The following is a 515-nucleotide window of genomic DNA, read 5'->3' as shown; positions in this document are numbered from 1 at the left end:
GCATCAGCACCGGTATTGACATCACCACCGGCAAGGGCAGCGGCAAAGCCCCCAGCAGCCCGTGCGACATCAATGGTGTGTTCTCTAAAGTCAGCAAACTGAGCATCAATCCTTGCCGTGATGCGGGCTTGTTCTTCCGGAGTGGGTGTGCGACCATTCAGGTCCCCCACTTCCTCTCGTATAATGCCTTGCACCCACAGTTTAAACTGGAGCATAGCTGTGGCTTCGCCCACAGCCCCGCCGATAGCACCAGCGGTGCAAGCGCCATTGGCAGTGGCTCCGACAAGACAGCCAAGACCAGCATGGGCAATAATTTGCGTGACCGTGTCTATTTTTCCATCCGCCTTAGCAGTGCCAATTTCTTCCGCTAACGCCTTGCCGATGGTTCCTGACAGAGCTGTGCGCAGATTTGTAATAAAGTTCTTGTCAAGAGAACCGCCCTCAAGAGCCGTTTGAACCCCAGCGCCAATGGAGGCTTTGATCAAGTTCTTTTCTGCTTCACGAGCGATACGATC

General features: G+C 54.4%; 1 protein-coding gene. It reads right to left on the bottom strand.

Going from position 1 to position 515, the window contains the following annotated elements; all coding sequences use genetic code 11:
- Positions 1-515, bottom strand: a 515-nt coding sequence (locus ME1_RS07060) for a DUF637 domain-containing protein (RefSeq protein ID WP_004864951.1), incomplete at both ends; no start/stop codon positions are given.

The sequence above is a fragment of the Bartonella vinsonii subsp. arupensis OK-94-513 genome (assembly GCF_000278235.1).
GTDB lineage: Bacteria > Pseudomonadota > Alphaproteobacteria > Rhizobiales > Rhizobiaceae > Bartonella > Bartonella arupensis.
The sequence above is the reverse complement of the archived record's forward strand: the minus strand, read 5'-3'. Positions and strand labels throughout refer to the sequence as shown.